At 67.2% G+C, this 5,405-nt stretch carries 5 protein-coding genes and 1 pseudogene; 3 read left to right on the top strand and 3 right to left on the bottom strand.

What is annotated here, in order from left to right; translation table 11 throughout:
- The first annotated feature begins 33 nt into the window (after positions 1–33).
- The 3 genes from B0E41_RS17750 to serS all read left to right on the top strand — a co-directional run bounded on the left by B0E41_RS17750 (position 34) and on the right by serS (position 2,953).
- Positions 34–480, top strand: a complete 447-nt coding sequence (locus B0E41_RS17750; RefSeq protein ID WP_077332770.1) for an FKBP-type peptidyl-prolyl cis-trans isomerase — start codon at positions 34–36, stop codon at positions 478–480.
- Complete coding sequence (gene ispH / locus B0E41_RS17745) at positions 480–1,436, top strand: 4-hydroxy-3-methylbut-2-enyl diphosphate reductase (RefSeq protein WP_077332768.1); 957 nt, start codon at positions 480–482, stop codon at positions 1,434–1,436. Before B0E41_RS17750 ends, ispH begins: the two co-directional genes overlap by 1 nt.
- A gap of 137 nt (positions 1,437–1,573) precedes the next feature.
- Positions 1,574–2,953, top strand: coding sequence for a serine--tRNA ligase (serS, locus tag B0E41_RS17740; RefSeq protein WP_077332766.1), 1,380 nt, complete (start codon positions 1,574–1,576; stop codon positions 2,951–2,953).
- A gap of 71 nt (positions 2,954–3,024) precedes the next feature.
- Here serS and B0E41_RS17735 read toward each other — a convergent pair whose 3' ends face one another.
- The 3 genes and pseudogenes from B0E41_RS17735 to B0E41_RS17725 all read right to left on the bottom strand — a co-directional run.
- Positions 3,025–3,258 carry a hypothetical protein gene (locus B0E41_RS17735; RefSeq protein ID WP_077332764.1) on the bottom strand — a complete coding sequence of 78 codons (234 nt, stop codon included), beginning with the start codon at positions 3,256–3,258 and terminating at the stop codon, positions 3,025–3,027.
- A gap of 96 nt (positions 3,259–3,354) precedes the next feature.
- Positions 3,355–4,157, bottom strand: a pseudogene (locus B0E41_RS17730) (peptidoglycan DD-metalloendopeptidase family protein).
- A gap of 68 nt (positions 4,158–4,225) precedes the next feature.
- On the bottom strand, positions 4,226–5,405 hold a 1,180-nt coding region (locus tag B0E41_RS17725; RefSeq protein WP_253194982.1), incomplete at its 5' end, for a Gfo/Idh/MocA family oxidoreductase.

The following is a 5,405-nucleotide window of genomic DNA, read 5'->3' as shown; positions in this document are numbered from 1 at the left end:
CACCACCCCCTGCGTTTCATCCCCCATTTGTCCATGACCCAAGTCCAAGACGGCTCTTTTCTCACCCTGCACTACCGCATGTCCGGTCCGCAGGGCCAAGTGATCATCGACACCTTCGAGGGGCAGCCCGCGACCCTGAGCCTGGGCTCCGGGCAGCTCTCGCCGGCCATCGAGCAGCGCCTGATGGGCCTGGAGGAGGGCACGCGAACCGTGATCGAACTGGCCGCCGGCGAGGCCTTTGGTGAACGTCAGACCGAGATGGTGCAGTGGGTCGCGCGCAAGCTGCTGAGCGAGCTGGGCGACCCGCACGAACAGTACGTGGCGGGCGACGTGGTGCAGTTCCCCACGCCCGATGGCCTGGGCAGCTACGCCGGCTCGGCGGTCGAGGTGCGCGAAGACGGCGCCGTGCTGTTCGACTTCAACCACCCGCTGGCGGGCCAGCCGGTGCACTTTGAAGTGCAACTGATCGGGGTGCTTTGATGAGTGAAATTCTTCTGGCTGAACCGCGCGGCTTCTGCGCCGGCGTGGACCGCGCCATCGAGATCGTCGAGCGTGCGCTGGCCAAGTTTGGCCGGCCGATCTATGTGCGCCACGAGATCGTGCACAACACCTATGTGGTCAACGACCTCAAGGACAAGGGCGCGATCTTCATCGAGGAGCTCTCCGACGTGCCCCCCGGCGCCACGCTGGTGTTTTCGGCGCACGGCGTGAGCAAGGCGGTGCAGGACGAAGCGCGTGCGCGCGGCTTCCAGATTTTTGACGCCACCTGCCCGCTGGTGACCAAGGTGCACGTGGAGGTGGCCAAGCTGCACAAGGAAGGTTTTGAGTTCATCATGATCGGCCACAAGGGACACCCCGAGGTCGAGGGCACGATGGGTCAGCTCAGCGACGGCATCCACCTGGTGGAGGACATTGCGGACGTGGCGCGGGTGCAGCCGGCCCAGAGCGACAAGCTGGCGGTGGTCACGCAGACCACGCTGTCGGTGGACGACACGGTCGGCATTCTGGCGGCCGTGAAGGCGCGTTTCCCCAAGGTGCGTGAGCCCAAGCAGCAGGACATCTGCTATGCCACGCAAAACCGGCAGGACGCCGTCAAACTCATGAGCCCGCAGGTGGACATCGTGATCGTGGTCGGCAGCCCCACCAGCTCCAACAGCAACCGCCTGCGCGAGGTCGCGATCAAGCTCGGCACGCCCAGCCACATGGTGGACAGCGCCGACGAGCTGCAGGCCGAGTGGTTCGAGGGCAAGTCCCGCGTGGGCCTCACGGCCGGCGCGTCGGCGCCCGACATCCTGGTGCAGCAGGTCATCGAGCGCCTGAGGGCCTTTGGCGCCATCGCGGTACGTCGCATGGACGGACTGACGGAGACCATCAAGTTCCCGCTGCCCAAAGGGCTGAAGATCACAGGCGATGGCCCGGTTGAACACATCCATTGACCATTAGCCCCCCGCGCCGCCTTCGGCGTCACCCCCCAGGGGGCGCCAGCAGCGGCCCGGCGGAGCCGGTTCCGCGCTGGCCTGGGTTGAGCGTCCTTGGCGCTCTACCTGTTCTGCTCCAAACCTACAATCTCCCCATGCTCGACATCCTCCTCCTCCGCAAAGACCTGGCCGCCGTCGTGGCGCGCCTGGAAACCCGCAAACAGCCCCAGCCTTACCTGGACGAGTTTCAGTTTGAAGTGCTAGAGGTGCTGCGCAAAGAGCAGCAGTCTCGTTCGGAAGCGCTGCAGGCCAAGCGAAACAAGCTTTCAAAAGAGATCGGCGCTCTCATGGGCCGGCGAGCGCGCTTAGTTGCCGAAGAAGAGTTCGATCAAATTGGTGTCAATGATCGTCTCTTGGAGCAAATGAAGGCCGATAGTGTCTCTACCAACGAAGAGTTGGACAACCTTGCAACGCAACTGGCGGACACTCAAGCCAATCTGCAAGATCTGCTCCTGGCCGTGCCCAACCTGCCGCACGAGAGCGTGCCGGTGGGAGCGGGCGAAGAGGGCAACGTGGAAGTGCGCCGCTGGGGCACGCCCAGGGCGTTCGATTTCGATGTGCGCGACCACGTGGACATCGGTGAAAAGCTGGGTCTGGATTTCGACACCGGCGTCAAGCTGGCGGGTTCGCGTTTCACCTTCATGCGCGGTCCCATCGCCCGCCTGCACCGTGCGCTCGCCCAGTTCATGCTGGACACGCAGACGCAGGAACACGGCTATACCGAGTGCTACACGCCCTACATCGTCAACGCCGACACCCTGCGCGGCACCGGTCAATTGCCCAAGTTTGAACAGGATCTTTTCCATGTCGGAGCTGGCGGCGCGCTTGCGTCTATGTTTGACAAAACTCTATCGGATCTCAGCTCTCGCAGGCTGTACCTGATCCCGACCAGCGAGGTGACGCTGACCAACGTGGTGCGCGACACCGTGCTGGCCGAGGCCGAGCTGCCGATCAAGATGACCGCGCACACGCCGTGCTTCCGCTCCGAAGCGGGCAGCGCCGGGCGCGATACGCGCGGCATGATCCGCCAGCACCAGTTCGACAAGGTCGAGATGGTGCAGATCGTGCATCCCGAGAAAAGCTACGAAGCGCTGGAGGCCATGACGGGCCACGCCGAAGCCATCCTGCAGAAGCTGAGCCTGCCCTACCGCGTGATGAGCCTGTGCACCGGCGACATGGGCTTTGGTGCCAGCAAGACCTATGACCTGGAGGTGTGGGTGCCAGCGCAGAGCGCCTACCGCGAGATCAGCTCGGTCTCCAATTGCGAAGCCTTCCAGGCGCGCCGCCTGCAAGCCCGCTTCAAGAACGCCCAGGGCAAAAACGAACTGGTGCACACGCTCAACGGCTCCGGTCTGGCCGTGGGCCGCGCGCTGGTGGCGGTGCTGGAGAACGGTCAGAACGCCGACGGCAGCGTGACCGTGCCCGAGGTGCTGCGACCCTACATGGGCGGTCTGGAGCGGCTCACGCCGGCTTGATAGGCTTGATGGGACTCAAACGCCCATGAAAAAGCCCCGCACAGCGGGGCTTTTTCTTTGTTGCTGGGCGCTCAGTTGGGTTTGTCCACGCGCTGGCGGAAGCCCTTGGCCTGCATGCAGTGTTTGACCAGTTCCTCGGCCTGGTCTTCTTTCACCTTGCTCAGCCCCGTCTGGAACTTGCATTCCGACTCGAAGTTCGCGGTGTCAAAGGCGCTCACCTCGTTCTTGAACCAATAGGGTTTGGACGTGGAGCAAGCGGTCAACAGGAGGCCGGCGGCGGCGAGGGCAAACAGGGCGCGGGTCAAAAGAGTCTCCAGAGCGTCGGTGCAGGGGTTTGAGCAGGGCCGCATTTTGCCTGCATTCGCTGCGATCTTTCGTCATTTACCCGGGGATTCCGCGACTTATCCGTCAATAAACAACGCCGGGTCCACCATCGCACGGTTGAGCATCACGCCCCAGTGCAGGTGCGGCCCGGTGACCCGCCCGGTCGCGCCCACCGCACCCAGGCGGGCGCCCGCCGGCAGGGCGTCGCCGACGCGCACGGTGATGGCGCTGAGGTGGCAGACCATGCTGAGCAGACCATGCTGAGCAGACCACCGCCGTGGTCCAGCCAGACGGTCTGGCCGTTGAAGAAGTAGTCGCCGGTGTCGATCACCCGGCCCGCCAGCGGTGCCGCGACAGGCGTTCCCTGCGGGGCGGCGATGTCCATGCCGCTGTGCGGGTTGCGCCCTTGACCGTTGAAGATCCGCCGCAGGCCGAACGAGCTGGAGCGGCGACCCGGGGTGGGTATCCGCATGCGCAGCGTCGCGGGCAGCGGCTCGCTGAAGCTGGCAATCACCGTCTGCTGGTGGTCGCGCTCGCGCTCGAAACGAGCGAGGTCTTCTGACGACAGGTCCACGGTCCTGGGCGCCACCTTGAGGCGCTGCTCGGCATAGCGCTTGGGGGCCACGCGGTAGGGCAGCTCATGCGCTGCGCCGCCATCGATCTGGGCCGTGATGTGCGCCTCGCCAGGCTCGGCCGACAGCGGGATGCCGACCAGGGCGGTCCACCCTGCGGTGCCGCCGAGCACGAGCAGAGGCACCTCGCCCGCGAACGCCACCGGGCGCTGAGCGGAAGGCCCCAACGGCACATGGGCCACGCCGCCCGGCACGGCCGACGCCGTGGGCCACCCCGCGCGTGCGGCAGCGGCCCACGCGGGGCGCATGCCGAGCAGCGCCAGCCCGCCAGCGACACCCATCAGCGCCGACCTTCGGCGCAAGAGCGTGGCGCCCATCAGGCCGCCGTCCATGCGCCGCCGCTGTCGCTGGAGCGGATCACCGCGTCGACAAAGCGCATGCCCATCCAGCCGTCGTGCGCGTTGGGGAAGTGCAGGGCCAGCGGGTCGGGCGCCTGGCCGGCGCGCCTTGCGGCGATGGCCTCGGCCGCGTCCGAATACAGGTTGGCGAAGGCCTCGGGGAAACCTTCGGGGTGGCCGGCGGCCACGCGCGTGGAGCGCAGCGCCAGCGGCAGTGTGCCGGGGCCCCGGGGGGTGAGCGTCTGCGCGGGCGCGTCCAGCGGTTTGAAGCCCAGCACCTGCGGGTGTTCCTGATGCCAGTCGAGCGTGCCAAGCGAGCCGCTCACGCGGATGCGCAGGCTGTTTTCCACCCCCGCGGCGGCCTGCGTGACCCAGAAGCTGCCGCGCGCGCCGCCGTCGAGCCGCAGCAGCGCGCCCGCAAAGTCGTGCGCCGTGCGATCGGGCACCACGCAGCCGAGCTCGGCCGCGACCTGCGCCACCTCCTGCCCGGTGACGAAGCGCAGCAACTGGTGCGCGTGGGTGCCGATGTCGCCCATGACCAGCGACGGCCCGCCGCGCGCCGGGTCGATTTTCCAGGCCACGCGGCCCGGGCCGGGCTTGGCGCGACCGCCCTGCACGTACTCGACCTGCACCATGCGCACATCACCGAGCTGGCCCTCGGCCACCATCGCGCGGGCCTGCCGCACCATGGGGTAGCCGCTGTAGTTGTGCGTCAGGCAGAACACGCGGCCGCTGGCCAACGCCGCTTCGCGCAACTGCGCGGCCTCGGCCAGGGTGTTGGTCATGGGCTTGTCGCAGATCACGTCGAAGCCATGCTCCAGCGCCGCCATCGCGTAGGGAAAGTGGCTGTCGTTGGGCGTCATGATCGCCACCACCTCGGCGCCGTCGGCGCGTGCCGCTTCGGCGGCCATCAAGGTCAGCGCGTCGGGATGGCAGCGGTCGGCGGGCAGGCCCAGTTGCGCGCCGGCGGCCACCGAACGTTGCGCGTCCGACGACATGGCTGCGGCCACGATCTCGTAGCGGTCGTCCAGCCGCGCGGCCTGGCGGTGCATGGGGCCGATGAAGGAGCCCGGCCCGCCGCCGATCACGGCCAGGCGCAGGCGACGGCCCAGCAGGGCGACCACGGGGTTGAGGTGGGGAGCGGCAAGGGTCATGGTG

It is taken from the genome of Hydrogenophaga sp. A37 (assembly GCF_002001205.1).
GTDB lineage: Bacteria > Pseudomonadota > Gammaproteobacteria > Burkholderiales > Burkholderiaceae_C > Hydrogenophaga.
Note: the sequence above shows the minus strand (reverse complement) of the source record. Positions and strands in the feature narration are given on the sequence as shown.